Origin of the sequence: Actinoplanes hulinensis (assembly GCF_019429605.1) — a bacterium.
GTDB classification, from domain to species: domain Bacteria; phylum Actinomycetota; class Actinomycetes; order Mycobacteriales; family Micromonosporaceae; genus Actinoplanes; species Actinoplanes campanulatus.
This window is the reverse complement of record NZ_JAHXZI010000016.1, coordinates 65,139-81,469: the sequence shown is the minus strand read 5'-3', so window position 1 is coordinate 81,469 and position 16,331 is coordinate 65,139. Positions and strand designations below refer to the sequence as shown.

15 protein-coding genes are annotated in these 16,331 nt (G+C 71.5%); 7 read left to right on the top strand and 8 right to left on the bottom strand.

Annotated features, from left to right (window positions below):
• Positions 1-102: 102 nt before the first annotated feature.
• From KZ829_RS28275 to KZ829_RS28265, 3 genes are all read right to left on the bottom strand, one after another.
• The gene (locus KZ829_RS28275) at positions 103-1,299 is read right to left on the bottom strand and encodes an MFS transporter (protein ID WP_220146965.1); all 1,197 of its coding nucleotides are present in this window, start codon (positions 1,297-1,299) and stop codon (positions 103-105) included.
• 325 nt (positions 1,300-1,624) lie between these two features.
• Positions 1,625-2,257 (bottom strand): futalosine hydrolase, encoded by a 633-nt coding sequence (locus tag KZ829_RS28270; RefSeq protein ID WP_220146964.1) that lies wholly within the window; start codon positions 2,255-2,257, stop codon positions 1,625-1,627.
• Positions 2,258-2,835: 578 nt separating this feature from the next.
• Positions 2,836-4,785, bottom strand: coding sequence for an MFS transporter (locus KZ829_RS28265; RefSeq protein WP_372453907.1), 1,950 nt, complete (start codon positions 4,783-4,785; stop codon positions 2,836-2,838).
• Positions 4,786-4,830: 45 nt separating this feature from the next.
• Between KZ829_RS28265 and KZ829_RS28260 the strand changes: the two genes are divergently transcribed.
• Complete coding sequence (locus tag KZ829_RS28260; RefSeq protein ID WP_221246041.1) at positions 4,831-5,700, top strand: DUF3027 domain-containing protein; 870 nt, start codon at positions 4,831-4,833, stop codon at positions 5,698-5,700.
• Here KZ829_RS28260 and KZ829_RS28255 read toward each other — a convergent pair.
• Complete coding sequence (locus KZ829_RS28255; RefSeq protein WP_204297649.1) at positions 5,697-5,903, bottom strand: DUF2530 domain-containing protein; 207 nt, start codon at positions 5,901-5,903, stop codon at positions 5,697-5,699. The two genes, KZ829_RS28260 and KZ829_RS28255, sit on opposite strands and share 4 nt — an antisense overlap.
• 233 nt (positions 5,904-6,136) lie before the next feature.
• Here KZ829_RS28255 and KZ829_RS28250 point away from each other — a divergent pair, with 233 nt between their 5' ends.
• From KZ829_RS28250 to KZ829_RS28235, 4 genes are all read left to right on the top strand, one after another.
• The gene (locus tag KZ829_RS28250) at positions 6,137-7,588 is read left to right on the top strand and encodes an NCS2 family permease (protein WP_220146962.1); all 1,452 of its coding nucleotides are present in this window, start codon (positions 6,137-6,139) and stop codon (positions 7,586-7,588) included.
• 116 nt (positions 7,589-7,704) lie between these two features.
• Positions 7,705-8,139 (top strand): MarR family winged helix-turn-helix transcriptional regulator, encoded by a 435-nt coding sequence (locus KZ829_RS28245; protein ID WP_183225326.1) that lies wholly within the window; start codon positions 7,705-7,707, stop codon positions 8,137-8,139.
• A gap of 68 nt (positions 8,140-8,207) precedes the next feature.
• Positions 8,208-9,554: an MFS transporter gene (locus tag KZ829_RS28240; RefSeq protein WP_220146961.1), complete on the top strand. Its 1,347-nt coding sequence runs from the start codon at positions 8,208-8,210 to the stop codon at positions 9,552-9,554.
• Between the two features lie 103 nt (positions 9,555-9,657).
• Positions 9,658-10,224, top strand: coding sequence for a hypothetical protein (locus KZ829_RS28235; RefSeq protein ID WP_220146960.1), 567 nt, complete (start codon positions 9,658-9,660; stop codon positions 10,222-10,224).
• Between the two features lie 4 nt (positions 10,225-10,228).
• On the opposite strand, the gene thpR is transcribed toward KZ829_RS28235, so the two are convergent.
• The 4 genes from thpR to KZ829_RS28215 form a co-directional block, all read right to left on the bottom strand.
• The gene (gene thpR, locus KZ829_RS28230) at positions 10,229-10,711 is read right to left on the bottom strand and encodes an RNA 2',3'-cyclic phosphodiesterase (RefSeq protein ID WP_281428267.1); all 483 of its coding nucleotides are present in this window, start codon (positions 10,709-10,711) and stop codon (positions 10,229-10,231) included.
• The gene (gene sepH, locus KZ829_RS28225) at positions 10,708-11,760 is read right to left on the bottom strand and encodes a septation protein SepH (protein ID WP_220146959.1); all 1,053 of its coding nucleotides are present in this window, start codon (positions 11,758-11,760) and stop codon (positions 10,708-10,710) included. Before sepH ends, thpR begins: the two co-directional genes overlap by 4 nt.
• A gap of 200 nt (positions 11,761-11,960) precedes the next feature.
• Positions 11,961-13,079 carry a phosphoserine transaminase gene (serC, locus tag KZ829_RS28220; RefSeq protein WP_220146958.1) on the bottom strand — a complete coding sequence of 373 codons (1,119 nt, stop codon included), beginning with the start codon at positions 13,077-13,079 and terminating at the stop codon, positions 11,961-11,963.
• A gap of 2 nt (positions 13,080-13,081) precedes the next feature.
• Positions 13,082-14,188 (bottom strand): citrate synthase 2, encoded by a 1,107-nt coding sequence (locus KZ829_RS28215; protein ID WP_220146957.1) that lies wholly within the window; start codon positions 14,186-14,188, stop codon positions 13,082-13,084.
• Positions 14,189-14,392: 204 nt separating this feature from the next.
• Here KZ829_RS28215 and pdxH point away from each other — a divergent pair, with 204 nt between their 5' ends.
• Positions 14,393-15,046 (top strand): pyridoxamine 5'-phosphate oxidase, encoded by a 654-nt coding sequence (gene pdxH / locus KZ829_RS28210; RefSeq protein WP_220146956.1) that lies wholly within the window; start codon positions 14,393-14,395, stop codon positions 15,044-15,046.
• 29 nt (positions 15,047-15,075) lie between these two features.
• The gene (locus tag KZ829_RS28205; protein WP_220147114.1) at positions 15,076-16,323 is read left to right on the top strand and encodes an MFS transporter; all 1,248 of its coding nucleotides are present in this window, start codon (positions 15,076-15,078) and stop codon (positions 16,321-16,323) included.
• Positions 16,324-16,331 lie beyond the last annotated feature (8 nt).

Sequence of the window (16,331 nt, the reverse complement as noted above, 5' to 3'; positions counted from 1 at the left end):
GCCCACCGCCGGTCCGGCGGTCCTTGTCACCGTCGGTCCGGCGGCTTTGTTCGCCGCGGTCACCGTCAGGCCGGCGCTTTGTCCACGGTCGGTGGGTCACCGTCAGGCCGGCGCTTTGTCGACCGTCGGTGCGGTTACCGTCAGGTTGGCCAGGCGCCGGGCCAGCGGCAGGGTCGCGATCACCGCCACCACCGGGATCAGGAACGCCCAGCGCAACCCGATCGGCTCGGACAGCGCCCCGATCAGCACCGCCCCGCCCAGCGCGCCGCCGTAGTTGAACAGGTTCACCTTCGCGATCACCTCGTCGCTGCTGGCCAGAGCCGCCTCACCGGCCGCGCTGAAGGCCAGCGGCACCAGGACGCCGACCCCGACGCCGGCGATCGCGAACCCGGTCACCGCGGCGCCCACCGCCGGCAGCACGACCACCAGACCGCAGCCAACGCCGCACACCACCAGGGAACCGATCGCGAGCGGCACCCGCCCGGCCCGCGGCGTCATGTGGTCGGCCACCAGCCGGCTGACCAGCACCGCACCCTGGTAGGCGGCGTACCCGAGCGGCGCCACCGAGGCGGCCGCGGCCAGCGAGTCCTTCAGGTAGACCGAACTCCACGTACTGACCGCCGAGTCCACCAGGAAAGCCGTGAAGATCAACATCCCGCAGACCACCACGACCCTACGTACGCCGCGACCGCCCCCGGCATGCGCGACCGCCGACCGCAGGGTGCGCCCCGGCTCGAACAGCCGCCAGCCCACCAGTCCCACGACGATCGCGAACAGCGCCGCCACCGCCACCGCCACGGCCGCCCCCACGCCGCCAGCCAGCACCGCCGACATGAGCAGCGCCGCCACGATGGCCGCGGCCGTGTAGGCGGCGAAGAGCCGGCTCATCACACTGCGCCCGAGGCGGGCCTGCACCAGCACACCCTGCATGCTCAGCGAGGCGTCCACCGCGCCCAGGCCCACCCCGTAGGCGAGCAGGATGGCCGCGAACACCGCGTTCGGCGACCGGAAGGTGGTCCCGGCCAGACCCAGACCGACGATCAGGAGGCCGGAGGCGAGCGCGTACCGGCTGCCCCACCGGGCGGCGATCCGGTCGGCCAGCACCGAGCCGCCCGCCGCCGCGACGCACACCAGCAGCAGGATCGCCGAGACGAACGTGTCGTCGATGCCCTGACGGTCCTTGAACTCCGGCAGCGCCGTCACGACCGTCGCGTAACCGAGCCCCTGCGCGGCATATCCGGCGCCGATCAACCGGGCCCGGGCTCCCGCCGACATTGCGGTGCCGCTGACGTCGTTCATCGATCCTCGCTTCGGAGCCGGCGGCGGTGTTCCCGGTCACATCCTTTGTTCAGCGCAGCATGCCGCCCGCGGCCGCCAACGGCAACAGCCTCGATGTAAATGATCCACTCGGCGGCCTTCGTGATCAGGGTTCGGGAAGCCCGCGATCAGGTCAGTTCCCCGCAAACCGCCGCACTTCTCCGGTACGGCCTGCGCACACCACCGCCCTGCCGTTCCCTCAGCCGGCCAGCGCTGTCGCGCGCCCCTCAAACAGCCCCTTCAGGAGGCGATGCCGTCCGTTGAGGGGGCAGGCGGGCGGGCTTCGGCGTACAGGGAAGGGGTTTGATCAAGGGAGTGCGTTGAGGGCCGGGGTGGCGGCGCGGAGGGCGGCGAACGCGTCGGCCAGGCGCCAGGCGGCACGGTCGCGGGGGCCGACCGGGTTGGAGACGGCGCGGAGTTCGGCGAAGGGCAGGCCGGCTCCGGATGCGGCGACGGCGACGCCGTACCCCTCCATCGCCTCCGCCGCGGCGAGAGGGAAGCGGGTGGCCAGGCGGTCGGCGGTCTCCGCCGTGCCGGTCACCGTGGCGAGGGTGAGGATCTCGCCGGGGATCGCCTCGGGCAGGGCGGTTCCTAGGGCCTTGACCAGGGTGGGATCGGCGTCGAGGACGCTGCTGCCGAAGCCGAGCTCCTCGATCGGGAGGAAGCCGTCGGGCGATTCGGCGCCCAGGTCGGCGGCGATGCTGCGGGTGGCGATCACCAGGCTGCCGACCGGGGCCCGGCCGGGGAAACCGCCCGCGATGCCGGCGCTGAGCACCGAGCGGTAGTGGCCGGTGGCGAGCAGGCGGGCGGTTCCGGCGGCGGCGGCGGCCGGCCCGACGCCTACGGCCTCGACCACGGCACGGTCCGGGTCGAGGTGGGCGCGGAAGGCATCGGCCTCGGCGGCCACCGCGGTCACGATCAAGAGGGGGTACGCGGTCACAGGTCCTCGCCGTTCACCGGATCAGTCTCGTGCGGCCGACGGCGATTCGCCAAGTCGCGGTCGTGTTCTCCGGCACGCGCTCCGTCTTTGTCGTGGTCGTGTTCTCCCGCGCCGCCCCGGCTTGATGTCGTGCGGCGAGGCTCTCCGGGTCATGGCTCTGGCACGGTCCTGATCTTGAGTGCTGGGTGCCGCTTGGGAGTCTTCTTCCTGGGTGTTCGTGGTTCTACGTCAAGCGCCCGGTCGGGCGAATCGCCGAATGGGCCCGCCGTCCACCGCACTAGGCTGAAATGGGTCTTTGGTCGGAATCAGGCGCCCGTTTCGCCCGCTTTGGATGCCAACGTTATGCGTTCTTGAACGATTGGCCACCCACAGCGGTGGCAAATCGTTCAAGAACGCGCCGGGTGACACGTCCTATCGGCGAGGGATTGCGGACTCGGCCGTCGGCAGTCAAGAAGAAGGCTCTTGGCGGTGCCCCAATCCTCAAGATCCACGTTGCGTCTTCAATCTTGGGCTCTGGTCGACTCGCGGAGGCCTCTCAACACCCAAGGGCGCGGCGTGTGGGGCTGTGGTGGCCCGCTTCACGATTCGGGGTCGTCGCGTGGGGCGGAGGACGGCCGGTAGACGTGGAATCCGGGGGGCGCCGCCGGATCCCGGGTGGTGGGCTCGTCGTCGGCCAGGTCGTCCCAGTCGTGGCTCTTGGTGCGTGCGGTGGGGCGGGCCGCACCGTCCGGCTCACGCGCGGGGCCCGTTGCCGTGCTCTTGCGTTTGCCTCCCCACCAGCGGCGGCCTGCCGGGGGATCGAGCCGCTCGGTGTCGCCGGACCCGGTGTCGGCCGGGCGGCGAGGGGCCGGTGTGTCCGATGGGCGGCGAGGGGTGGGTGTGGCGGCCGCGACCTTGCGGGTCCGGGAGGTCGGGCCGGCCGCGCGCGGCGCCTTCGCGGTGGTGCGGCGGGCCGGGTCACCGCCGGGGCCGGGCGGGATGGGCCGCGACCCGCTCGTCGGTTCGGGGTCGATGGTGGTCGAGGTCCAGAGGTCGTCCAAATCGGTGGTGTCCGGGTCGGCGCCGTGGGAGGACCGGAGAGGGCCCGTGGTCCGGCGGGTTCCCGGGGTGGGGCCGGTGACGTCCTGGTCCGGCTCGGCGTCGGGGTCGAGGGGGAGGGCGTCGGGGCGGCCCGCGAGGCGTTCGTTGTGCAGCCGGGCGGCCGACCAGGCGGCCCGGGCCGCCGCCAGGACGGCGAGCAGGGCGGCGAAGCCGATGCCGAGACGGCCGTCGAACGGGATGATGCCGAGGCCGCCGCCGGCCACCCAGGCCAGCATGAGCGCCGTCTCCGAGTGGGCGAAGGCGGTGGCCCGCTGCCGTTCCGGGACCCGCTCCTGGATGCTGGCGTCCACGGTCAGCTTGGCGATGCCGCTGAAGATCGCGGTGAGCAGCGCCAGCAGCGTGACCGTCGCGAGGTTGTAGAAGATCGTGGTGAGCACCGCCACGCCGGCCGTGACGATCAGGCCGCTGGACTGGAGGGCCAGGGGCCGGCGGATGCGCAGGCCGGTGCCGGCCGCCGTGGAGACGAAGGTGCCGATGGCCAGGGCCGCGCCGACCAGGCCGACCGCGGCGCCGCGGGCGAGTTCCACGCCGAGGACCGAGGTGGTCAGCTGGCCACCCATGATCGCGAAGGTGAGGAAGAGCAGCAGGAAGCCGTAGAGCAGGCGCAGGCTGCTGCTGCCGATCAGGGTGGCGACGACCAGGGGGCCGGAGAGCGGGCGGTCCCCGCCGCGGCCCATGCGCAGCACGGTGTGCCAGGCACGGGGCAGCTCCTCGGGCGGGTCGGAGTCGGCGCGGGGCGGCAGGCGGAGCGACACCACCATGCCGATGAGGAAGATCAGGGTCGCGACCCGCAGCGGCCACTGTGGCCCGAACTTGAAGGCGAGCAGGCCGATCGGCGCCACCAGGATGCCCGCGAAGGTGCCGTAGACGCTGGCCCGCGCACCCACCTGGGACAGCCCAACACCTTCCGGCAGCAGGCGTGGCACGGCGGCGGAGCGGGCCACCCCGTACGCCCGGGAGAGCGCGAGCACCCCGAAGGCCGCCGGATAGAGACCCCACTCGAGCAGGTTGTCGGACATCACGTAGGCCAGGAAGGCGCGGCCCAGGAAGGTGGCGGCCAGCGCATACCTCCGGCCGTGCCGGAAGTGGTCGAGCAGCGGCCCGACGATCGGCGCGAGGAGCGCGAACGGGATCATCGTGATGAGCAGGTAGAGCCCCACCTTGCTGCGTGCCTCACCGAGCGGGACGCTGAAGATGGTGCCGGCCAGGCCGATCGCGATGAGGGCGTCGCCCGCGCACGAGACGGCGTGCAGGTCGAAGAGCCGGATCATGCCGATCTCGTTGGCGGCGCCGCGGGCGCGGGCCGAGCCGACGCGGCGGGTGGCCCAGGCGCCGCCGCGCACCGAGCCGCGCACCAGCAGGCGGGCGGCCTTGATGCCGGTGCCGACGGTGCGTCCGAGCGTGGGAAGCAGCGGCATGGGAACCATCCTGACTGATGCGGGCGACCCGCGCCCGGTTCCGCGCCGGTCTATCTGGGGAGTCGTTGCGGGGACCCGGGTTCGGTAGGCAACAATGGGCGGGTGACCTCCAGGACCACCACCCGCGCCGCCCGACTCGACCAGGTCTGTGCCGATGCTGTCGGGGTGGCCCGTGGTGCCATCACCGAAGTGGATCCCAGCGACATCGGTGAGCATCTCGAAGCCGTCGCCGAGGCCGATCGTGTCGTCACCCATTTCTTCGAGAGCCATCTGGCCGGTTACCAGGGCTGGCGCTGGGCCGTGACGGTGACCCGCGTCCCGCGCAGCCGGCACGTCACGGTCTGCGAGACGGTGCTGCTGCCCGGGCCGGACGCGCTGCTCGCCCCCGGCTGGGTGCCGTGGAACGAGCGGGTGCAGCCGGGCGATCTGGGTGTCGGCGACCTGATGCCGACCGCGCCCGACGACGAGCGGCTCACCCCGGGCTATGTGCTCAGCGACGACGCGGCCGTCGAGGACGTCTCCTGGGAGCTGGGCCTCGGCCGGTCCCGGGTGATGTCCAAGGACGGCCGGATGGAGACGGCCCAGCGGTGGTATGACGGCGACGCCGGCCCGGAGGCGCCGATCTCCGCGGCCGCCCCGCGCAACGCCCGCTGCGGCACCTGTGGCTTCTACCTTCCGCTCGCCGGGACGATGCGGCAGATGTTCGGCGTGTGCGGCAATCTGTACGCGCCGGACGACGGCCGGGCGGTCAGCGCCGACCACGGCTGCGGCGCCCACTCGGAGGCGCTGCTCAGCGCGGCCGAGCAGCCGGTCGACGAACTCCCCACGGTGTACGACGACAGCGAGGTGGAGGCCGTGGCGGTCAGCCGCGGGCACGGCTCGGTGGAGTCCGGCGAGCCGGCCGAGGATTACGGCCACAGCTAGCCGTCGACGGTGAACTCCGGGTGCGTCAGCGCCCGGCGGCGCCGCCTGTTCCGATCGTGCACGACCATGGTCAGTGTGCCCGGGATGCCCCACAGCAGCCCGGCCAGGGATGTCTGGAACCACAGGTCGGGCGCATCGGTGAACCATGTGATCAACGTCGCGACGGCGAAGGCCGCGACGCCGGCCAGCGCGAACGGGACCATCGGGGGATCGAGTGGTGCGGGCCGTGGTTTCGTCCCGGTCACCACGGTGAGGGCCGGCAACGGGTCGCCGGTGTGCGTGGCGGGAGACAGGTCACTCACTCCGCCAGGGTACGGCCATTACGGATCGCATCGGCGCAGCGCGTGAGAGTTGTAACATCGCACGGCTTTTACCGAGGTAGTTGCATCTGAAAGCATGCGCGCGTTCATTCATGCGCCCCCTTTCGGAAGGTCCCATGTCTGTAGATAGCGAACCGGGCACCGGCACGGCGAAGAAGGCCCTCGACCGGTTCTTCGAGATATCCAAGCGCGGCTCGACGATGAGCCGCGAGGTGCGTGGCGGCTTCGTCACGTTCTTCACGATGGCCTACATCGTGGTGCTGAACCCGCTGATCCTGGCCGGTGGCACGGACGGGACCGGCGCCAAGCTGCCGATCGCGGCTCTCGCGGCCGGTACCGCCCTGGTCGCCGGCGTGATGACCATCCTGATGGGTGTGGTCGCCCGGTTCCCGCTGGCGCTGGCCGCCGGCCTCGGTGTGAACGCCCTGGTGGCGTACGAGATCGCGCCCGAGATGACCTGGGCCGACGCGATGGGCCTGGTGGTCATCGAGGGTGTGCTGATCGCGATCCTGGTGCTGACCGGGCTGCGTACCGCGGTGTTCAAGGCGGTGCCGACGCAGCTGAAGACGGCGATCGGCGTGGGCATCGGCCTGTTCCTGATGATCATCGGCCTGGTCGACGCCGGGTTCGTGCACCGGGTGCCGGACGCCGCCAACACCACCGTCCCGGTCGAGCTGGGCCTCGGCGGCAAGCTGGTGACCTGGCCCACGTTCGTCTTCGTGGTCGGCCTGATGATCACGCTGGTGCTGTTCGTCCGCAAGGTCAAGGGCGCGATCCTGATCGGCATCCTGAGCACCACGGTCATCGCGATCATCGTGGAGGCGATCGCCGGTCTCGGCCCGGCCGTGGTCAAGCCGGGTGGCTGGTCGCTGAACGTGCCGGCGCTGCCCGAGCAGATCATCGACACCCCCGACCTGTCGCTGATCGGGAAGTTCAACGTCCTCGACTCGTGGTCGACGGCCGGTCCGCTGGTCGCGCTGATGTTCGTCTTCACGCTGCTGGTGACGGACTTCTTCGACACCATGGGCACGATGGTCGCGGTCGGCCAGGAGGGCGGGCTGCTCGACGCCGACGGCATGCCGCCGCGGTCCACCGAGATCCTGCTCGTCGACTCGATCGCCGCGGCGGCCGGTGGCGCGGCCAGTGTGTCCAGCAACACGTCGTACGTGGAGAGCGCGTCCGGTGTCGGTGAGGGCGCCCGAACCGGTCTGGCCAGCGTGGTCACCGGTGCGCTCTTCCTGGTGGCGATGTTCTTCGCGCCGCTGGTGAAGGTGGTGCCGTTCGAGGCGGCGTCGACCGCGCTCGTGGTGGTCGGCTTCCTGATGATGACCGCGGTCCGGCAGATCGACTGGACGGACTACACCATCGCGTTGCCGGCGTTCCTCACCGTCACGCTGATGCCGTTCACCTACTCGATCTCCAACGGCATCGGGGCCGGGATCATCACCTACGTCGTCCTGAAGGTGGCCACCGGCCGGGCACGGGAGATCCACCCGATGATGTACGGCATCGCCGCCCTGTTCGTCCTGTACTTCACCAGGGGTCCGCTGGAGTCCTGGATCCTCTGAGGATTCTCGGCCGTCAACCGGGTGCGCTAGCGTGCCCGGTGACGGCTGTCATACGGATAATCGGATGTCGTTAGCCATGCTCATTAGCTAGGCTAAGGACCGTGATGGAGCGGGTGATGACGACGGAGCGCACGACAGCGGAATCGCTGGCCAAGACGCTGCGGGATGCGATCATCCGGTTCAGCCGGCGGGTCCGGCAGGCCCGCCCCGTGGGTGATCTGACGTTCAGTCAGCTGTCCGCGCTGACCAGCCTCCAGCTGGCCGGCGCGCTGACTCCGCGTGAGCTCGCCGACGTGGAACGCGTCCAGCCCCCGACGATGACGAAGATCGTGGGGAAGCTGGAGGAACGCGGGCTCGTCGCGCGTACGCCGCATCCGACCGACGGGCGCCAGGTGATCCTGGCCGCCACGGACGAGGGCCGGGCGGTTTACGCACTGCACGAGCGGGCCCGTAACGAGTGGCTCGCCGTCCAGCTGGACCGGCTCACTCCCGAGGAACGGGACACCCTGGCACACGCTGCGGAGATCCTGCAGCGGGTCGCCCGGGGCTGACCCCGACCCGAGGTCGTTCCGCTTCATCACTCGGCGATGACGCGTACGACCTAGGAGGCGCATACCGCGTGCGGGCAGCCCTGAACACCACATTCATATCCCTGCGGGTTCCGAACTACCGACTGTTCGCCGGCGGGCAGCTGGTGAAGCTGGTCGGGGTGTGGATGATGTTCACCGCCCAGGACTGGCTGGTACTCGAGCTCTCCGGCGACTCACCCGGGGCACTGGGCATGGTCACGGCGCTTCAGTTCGTACCGGTGATGGTCTTGACCCTCTGGAGTGGCCGCCTGGCCGACCGGTACGACAAGCGCAAGCTGCTGGTCGCGGCGAACGCCGCTTTCGCCGCCTTCGCGATCCTCTTCGCGGTGCTGGTCGCGGCCGGCGTGGTCGAGCTGTGGCACGTGTTCGTGTCCGCGCTGCTCCTCGGCATCGCGAACGCGGTGGAGACCCCGGTGCGGCAGGCGTTCGTCTCCGAGCTGGTCGAGCTGCGGCTGCTGCCGAACGCGCTGGCGCTCTCCGCGGCCACCTTCAACATCGCCCGGATCAGCGGCCCGGCCCTGGCCGGCGTGCTGCTCGCGGTGCTCTCCACGCCCGGGGTGTTCCTGATCTCGACCGTGCTGGCGGTCGCGCCGGTCTTCACCTACCTGCGGATGCGTCAGGCCGAGCTGCACGGCACCGACCGCCGGGCCGGTGCCGACGCCCGGGTGATCGACGGCCTGCGCTACGTCGGCAAACGGCACGACCTGCTGCTGCCGATCGGCATGATGGCCGTGATCGGCATGATCGGCTTCAACTTCCCGGTCACGCTGGCCTCCCTCGCGAAGATCGAGTTCAACGCCGGCCCGTCGTCGTTCGGCCTGCTCACCACGTGTCTGGCCATCGGCTCGCTGGGTGGCGCGCTGGCCGGCACCCGCCGCCGGACCCGCCCCGGCGTCTACAAGGTGATCGGCGCGGCGCTGTTCTTCGGGGTGTTCGAGTTCGCGGTCGGGTTCGCGCCTAACTTCGCGGTCGCGGCGCTGCTGCTGGTGCCCACCGGCTTCTTTTCGATCTACCTGGCCCAGGGGGCGAACCATCGGGTGCAGATGGGCGTCGACCCGGAGTACCGGGGCCGGGTCATGGCCCTGTACGTGCTGGTCTTCCTCGGCACGACACCGATCGGGGCGACGCTCTCCGGCTGGTGGGGCGAGCGTTTCGGGGTGCCGTCGAGCATCTGGGCGGCCGGTCTGGTCAGCTTCGTGGCCGCCCTGGGCGCACTGGCCTGGCAGCTGCGGGCCAGCGGCGAGCGGCTGCGGATCGAGAGGCGGTCGAGCCGGCGGATCCGGCTGGCCGTCACCCCGGTGGTGCCGCGGCCGCGGAGTGCGTCCCGCGCGCACGCCGAACCGCTCGCGCACTCCGGTTCCGGCGTGAACGTCTGATCGGTCCGGGATCCCGGAGAAATCCGGGATCCCGGCAAGGTCGGCAGGCCGGGTCCACCAAACGGGTATTCCCGCCTGGCCGGACAGGGCCTAGCGTCTAACCGTGGCGATCGCGCATCTCGCTGTGCTGTCGGCGGCGCTTTCGGCGCTGCTGATCCTGCCGTGCGCCGCCACCATCATGCTCAGCGGCCAGGCGTCCGACCTGCGTCATCTGCTCACCCGCCGGGGGCGCCGCGAGCTGCGCGCCCGTAACGGCCGCGACCGCGCCGCCCAACGCCACCTGGCCCGCCGGTCCCGCCGCCGGGTCGAGCGGGGCCCGCGAGGCCGCCACGAAGGCGCCTCGCTGCGGCGCCTCGAGCGCGGGATGAAGAGCTGGGACCCGTCCCGCCTGGCCGCGCTGCGCCTGCCGCCGATCGAGCGGATCGCGTACGAGCTGCGCCGTCTCGACCACCAGCGGCGCAGCGGGCTGGTGGCGCAGTCGGAGGCGCTGTTCAACGCCGTCATGCTGGCCTACGACACCTACCTGCGGATGGCGTGCCGCTGCCTGGGCGTCCCGGAGCGTTTACAGTCGCTGACCGGCTCGGACCTGGATCTGGAGCGGCTCCGCGTGGAGGCCACGTTGGAGGCGGCCGGCCTGATCCTGCGCCGGGAGACCGGCCCGTCCGCCTGAGGAGTCAGAGCGGACCGGCCCAGAGCCGGTGATATTCGCCGTCCGCGCTGCTGACCAGGGAGAACTCGTCGACCTCCCAGGACGGTCCGGCATAGTCGGCGAGCGCCGCCACGATGCGGCGGTCGAACCGGTAGGAGATCGTCAGATGGGGGTGGAACGGCCGCCCGTCGATCGGGAACCCGGCCTCGGTCAGCGCGACCCGGACCCGCTCGCGGAAGGCCGCCAACGGCTCCAGATCACCGAGCAGACCGGCCCAGAGCACCGGGCCGAACCGCCCGCTGCCGGCCAGGTGCAGGCGCACCGGGCCGGGACGGGGAACCGTGGTCAGGACCTCGACGACCGGCTCCTCCGGCACCTCGCCGAGGAACGCCAGGGTGACATGCCACCTGTCCGGGCGGCGGGCGGCGTGCGCCGGCAGGTGACGGCGCAGATGATCGCGGGCCTCCGCGGACGGGAAGACGGCGACGAAGAGGCGTGTGCCGGTCAGGACGACTCGCGGGCCGCCGGGCCGCCGCCGAACAACACGTCGTCCCAGCTCGGGAGACGCTTGCGCGGCTTGCTGCTCTCCTCCGACTCGGTGTTGGCCGAGGTGCTCTGGCCCACCGTGCGGCGCGGGCGCAGCACCGCCAGGGACGGCACGGCCGGCACCTCCTTCGGCAGGTCGGCGTCGTCGTCGAAGGCGGAACCCGAACCACCGCCCATCAGCGCCGCGGCGCCCCCGGCGACCGGGCGGCGGGGAGCCGGCTCCAGGCCACGGCCGGACGAACTCTCGAGCGGCCGGTCGAGCGAGGCCAGCAGCGCGTCACGGCCGGCCCGGATCGGGTCACGGCCCGAACGGGACGGCACCGGGTCGGCGCTGGGCAGACCGTGGCCGCCACGGCTCGGCTCGGTGCTCCGGGCGGGACCGGGCAGACCGTGGCCGCCGCGCTCGGGAGCGGGCTCCTGGCCGAGGATCTGGGTGGGGCGCTCGGCGCACAGATATTGAGCCATGTCGTCGTGCGGCGACACCACCTGACGGCCCTTGTCCAGATCCCAGATGGCCTGAGCGGTGGCCTTGCCGGACGGCCAGGTGGCGACGATGCGCCAGGTGCCGTCGTCGCGGCGGAACGCGTCCCACGAGATCTTCTCGGTGTCGATGCCGTGCTGCGCGAGACGGCCGTCGACCACCTCGGACAGTGGCTGACCGGAGTCAGATGTCTTCAGCCTGGTCCGGCGAGCGTGCTGGGCCAGCATGGCCCGCTCCTGCAAGACCGGGCCGGCGTAGCGCAGGACCCGGTCGACCGGGACACCGGCGATGCGGGCCACATCCTCGGCGGACTCGCCGGACCGGATGCGGGCCTGGATGTCACGCGGGGACAGCGAGGGCGCCGACTCGCCGGACAGGACCGCCACGGCCGTGCCGGGAGCCGCGGGACCCTCGGTGAGGAGCCCGGAGACGCGCTCGTCGATGGGGAGAGCCAGCAGGCGCCCGACCTCGTCGGCGAGCACGAGAGCCTGACCGTCTTCAGAGAGGGCGACGAAGCGTACCGGCCGCATGCGTTGCCTCCGTCTCGTCGCGTTGGCCTGTGCTCCCGAGAGTCATTCACCCGGGCGCGTTTCGGAACACGGTACGCCCCTTGGTCACCCGATGGGGGTAAGCCACGCCGTCAAACTGCTGACCAGCGGAGATGATCTTCGTTCTCCGGCGGCGGCTTCCTTCAACCTTTATCGGTACGCGCGGAGCGCCGTCAATATGACTAACCCAAACGTTCGGCCACATAGTCGATGCAGGCTGTGAGAGCGGTCACGTCGGACGGGTCGACGGTCGGGTAGAGGGCGACACGGAGCTGGTTGCGGCCCAGCTTGCGGTAGGGCTCGGTGTCCACCACGTCGTTGGCGCGCAGCACCTTCGCGATGGTCGCGGCGTCCACACCCTCCAGGTCGATGGTGGCCACCGCGGCCGACCGCAGCGCCGGGTCGGTGACGAACGGCTGCGCGAAGGACGACCGGTCGGCCCAGCCGTAGATCGCCGCCGCGCTCTCCGCACTGCGCTTGACCGCCCAGGACAGGCCGCCCTGCGCGTTCATCCAGTCGACCTGCTCGGCGGCGAGGAAGACGGTGGCCAGCGCCGGAGTGTTGTAGGTCTGCTCCAGCCGGGACTGCTCGATCGCGGTCACCAGGTCCAGGAACTGGGGAATGTACCGCCCGGACGCCTTGATCTGGTACGCCCGCTCGATCGCGGCCGGCGACATGAGGGCCAGCCAGATCCCGCCGTCCGAGCCGAGCGCCTTCTGCGGGGCCAGGTAGTAGACGTCGGTCTCCCGGACGTCCACGTCGAGGCTGCCGCCGCCCGACGTGGCGTCGGTGAGCAGGAGCGCGCCCGGGTCGGCGCCCTCGACCCGGCGGACCGGGACGGCCACACCGGTGGACGTCTCGTTCTGCACGGTCGCGTAGACGTCGGCGCCGGCTTCGGCACTCAGATACGACGCCTGGCCGCCGGGGGCCCGGTGCACGGTCGGCTCGGCCAGGAAGGGCGCGTCCGTGACCGCCTGCACGAACTTGGCGCCGAACTCGCCGAATTCGGCGAACTGGGCCTTCTCCCGGACCAGGCCGAAGGTGGCGACCTCCCAGAAGGCGCTGGTCCCGCCGTTGGACAGGATCACCTCGTAGCCGTCGGGGATCGAGAAGAACTCGGCCAGGCCACGGCGCAGCCGGGCCACCTGGTCCTTCACCGTGCTCTGCCGGTGCGAGGTGCCCATGAAGGTGCGGGACACCGCGGAGAGCGCCTCGACACCCTCGGGACGGACCTTGCTCGGGCCCGAGCCGAAACGGCCGTCTACGGGTTTGATCGTGTCGGGGATCCGGATGTCAGCCACGGTCACACATTATGCGGGAGCTGATCCCAGCCCTCGACCTCCTGCGGCTTCCGCGGCTCCGGTCCCACATAGTGGAGACCCGGCCGCAGGATCCGCCCGAGCTTCTTCTGCTCCAGGATGTGCGCGCTCCACCCGGCCACCCGGGCGCACGTGAACATCGAGGTGAACATGTGCGCCGGGACCTCGGCGAAGTCGAGCACCACGGCGGCCCAGAACTCCACGTTCGTCCACAGATGCTGGTCGGGTTTGCGCTCGTGCAACTCGGCCAGCGCGGCCCGCTCCAGTGCCTCGGCCACCTCGAAGCGCGGGGCGCCCAGGTCCTTCGCGATCCGGCGGAGCACCTTGGCCCGCGGGTCCTCGGCGCGGTAGACCCGGTGGCCGAAGCCCATCAGCCGCTCGCCACGGTCCAGCAGGTCCCTCACATAGCCGGCCGCGTCGCCGCTGCGCTCGACCGCCTCGATCATGTGCAGCACCCGGGTGGGCGCCCCGCCGTGCAGCGGGCCGGAGAGCGCGCCGATCCCGGAGGAGATGCAGGCGGCCGCGTCGGCGCCGGTGGAGGCGACGATCCGGGTGGTGAAGGTGGACGCGTTGAGACCGTGCTCACAGGAGGAGATGAAGTACGCGTCGACGGCCTTGACGTGCCGCGGGTCCGGCTCGCCACGCCACCGGCGCATGAACCGCTCCACGATGGTCTCGGCCTTGTCGATGTCCTTCTGCGGGACGGCCGGCAGGCCCAGCCCGCGGGCCGCCTGGGCGACGAAGGACAGCGCGGTCACCGACACCCGGGCCAGGTCGCGGCGGGCCTGCTCGTCGCTGATGTCGAGCATCTGGGACAGGCCCCAGTAGGGCGCCAGCATCGCGACGGCGGACTGCACGTCGACCCGGATGTCCCCGGAGTGCACCGGCACCGGGAACGGCTCGGCGGGTGGCAGCCCCGGGCCGAACCTGCCGTCCACCAGCAGGCCCCAGACATTGCCGAAGGAGACTTGCCCGATCAGGTCCTCGATGTCGACGCCGCGGTATCGCAGGGCGCCACCGTCACGGTTGGGCTCGGCGATCTCGGTCTCGAACGCGATGACGCCCTCGAGCCCCGGCTTGAAGTCGGTCACGGCACTCCCTGTGGAACCGAACTGCGGTGGGCCATTCATCTTGCCCGCCGGGTAACGGCATGGTCGACCCATCGCGATTGTGCTCTGGATGACACCCATCCTGGTTCAACTGACGATTCGCGGTGGGGGATTTACGGTTCGTTTCACATCCCGGGGTTACCTCAGTAGTTTGCGCCGGGGAAGGGTCGAGAGCGAGGGAGCGGCATGGGCGCCGAAGCACCGTCACCCGCCGGGATGCGCCGTGACTACGGGGAGTGGCCGCCGCTGACCGAGAGTGTTCTGGCGGCCACCTGGCCGGAGCAGTTCGCGCTCTGGTTCGCCGACGCGACGGCCTTCGGCCTGCCGGAGCCCAACGCGATGATCGTGGCCACCGCGGACGCCGGGGCGCGTCCCTCGGCGCGGACCGTTCTCCTCAAGGGGTACGACGACCGCGGTTTCGTCTTCTTCACCAACTACGAGTCGCGCAAGGGCCGGGAGACGGCCGCCAATCCGTACGCGAGCCTGGTCTTCCCCTGGTTTCCGATGCAGCGCCAGGTGATCGTGACCGGCCCGGTCGAGCGGGTCTCGCAGGCGGAGACCGAGGAGTACTTCGCGTCCCGGCCGCGCGGCTCCCAGCTCGGCGCCTGGGCCAGCCCGCAGTCGACGGTGCTGCCCGGGCCGGAGGCGCTGGACGATCGCCTGGCCGCGGTGGCCGAGCGGTTCGGGACCGGTCCGGTGCCGGCCCCGCCGCACTGGGGCGGGCTGCGGGTGCGGCCCGACGCCGTGGAGTTCTGGCAGGGCCGGACCAGCCGGCTGCACGACCGCCTCCGCTACCGCGCGACCGGTCCGGGCTGGGTGGTGGAGAGGCTGGCGCCTTGACGCAGGCGATCCGGCGGCCGCGGTCCTGGATGATCGACACGCGGCCGTTGGGCGTGCCCACGTTCCGGCGGACCTGGATCGGCAACGGCGCGTCGTACTTCGGCTTCCAATTCACCGCGGTGGCCGTACCGGTGCAGATGTTCGCGATCACCGGATCGCCCACCTGGGTGGGCCTGCTCGGCGTGGCCGGGCTGCTCCCGCTGTTGATCTTCGGTCTCTGGGGCGGCGCGGTGGCCGACGTGGTGGACCGGCGCAGGCTGCTGCTGTGCAGCTCGGTGATCACCTGGGTCAGCACGCTCGCGCTGCTGATCCAGGCGCTGCTCGGGGTGCGCAGCGGGCACCTGCTGCTGGCGCTCACCGCGGTGCAGTCGGCCGGGTTCGCGGTCAGTTCCCCGGCCCGGCAGGCGATCGTGCCGCGGATCGTCCCGGAGGGCCTGGTCCCGGCCGCCAACACGCTGAACTACACGGCCATCACGACCGGCGGGGTGCTCGGGCCGCTCACGGCCGGCGTGATCATGGGCGTCTGGTCCACCGGCGCCGGCGTGACCGTGGCGTACGCGGTGGACGCCCTGCTGTTCACCGTCACCTTCTGGGCCACCTGGCGGCTGCCGGACATCCCGCCCGCGGTCCACGACGATCACGCCGAGAGGCCCAGCGCCGGACTCCGCGGCATCCTCGCCGGCCTGCGGTTCCTGGTCACCCAGCCGGTGCTGCTGCTCTCCTTCGCCATCGACCTGATCGCCATGGTGTTCGCCATGCCCCGGGCGCTGTTCCCGGCGATCGCGGTCCAGTTCGGCGGCGGCTCGGTGGTCGGCTGGCTGTACAGCGCGATCGCGATCGGCTCGATGATCGGCGGGCTCACCTCGGGCTGGATCGGCCGGGTCCGCAGGCAGGGGCTGGCCCTGGTGGTCGCGGTGGTCGGCTGGGGTGTGGCGATCGGCCTCTCCGGGCTGGCCGACCACCTGTGGGTGATGGTGCTGATGCTCGCCCTGGCCGGCGCGGCCGACCTGGTCAGCGCGGTCTACCGGCAGACGATCATGCAGACCTTCGCGCCGGACCGGCTGCGCGGTCGCCTCCAGGGCGTGTTCACCGTGGTGGTGGCCGGCGGACCCCGCCTCGGTGACCTGCGGGCCGGGGCCACCGCCGACCTGACCAGCGTCGGCACGTCCTGGGTGGGCGGCGGGTTCGTCGCCGCCGGACTGGCCGTGGTGCTCGCGTGTACCTCGCCCGCGCTGATCCGCTACCAGTCCGAGCCGGAGCGGGTGGACGCCGGATAGTGTCGCGG